Consider the following 468-nt stretch of genomic DNA (forward strand, 5'->3'; position numbering starts at 1 on the left):
GAGACGATGATTCTGCGCGACCCGTTCGACGCGTAATTGATGGGTTATGCCCGGTGGCGCTATGCTTACTGGGCCTACGGTGAGTACGCGTTTGTAGGCCGGATAAGATGCTTTGCATTGCCATCCGGCTCAAATGCGTCATTGTTCCTCGCTTTTTTCCTTCCTGAACCGAAATAAATTAGCAGCCTGACAGGTGGCTGGTTTATCATCAATACAGATAAGTTATATCCCGTTTTCCCTTTTCCTGAGGTTGATGTGCAGTTAACGAGTTTCACCGATTACGGATTACGTGCGCTAATCTACATGGCGTCGCTGCCCGAAGGACGTATGACCAGTATTTCTGAGGTGACAGAAGTCTACGGCGTGTCCCGTAATCATATGGGCAAAATTATCAATCAGCTTAGCCGTGCGGGCTTTGTCACTGCCGTTCGAGGAAAAAATGGCGGTATCCGCCTGGGTAAACCGGCT

Annotated in this window: 1 protein-coding gene; it reads left to right on the plus strand. The window is 49.8% G+C overall.

All coding sequences use genetic code 11. The features are described 5' to 3' along the window. Nucleotides 1-255: 255 nt before the first annotated feature. Nucleotides 256-468: Rrf2 family transcriptional regulator (locus F7Q90_RS25980; protein ID WP_151161191.1), on the plus strand; the 213-nt coding region annotated here is incomplete at its 3' end.

The organism is Pantoea stewartii subsp. stewartii (assembly GCF_008801695.1).
Classification (GTDB): Bacteria; Pseudomonadota; Gammaproteobacteria; order Enterobacterales; family Enterobacteriaceae; genus Pantoea; species Pantoea stewartii.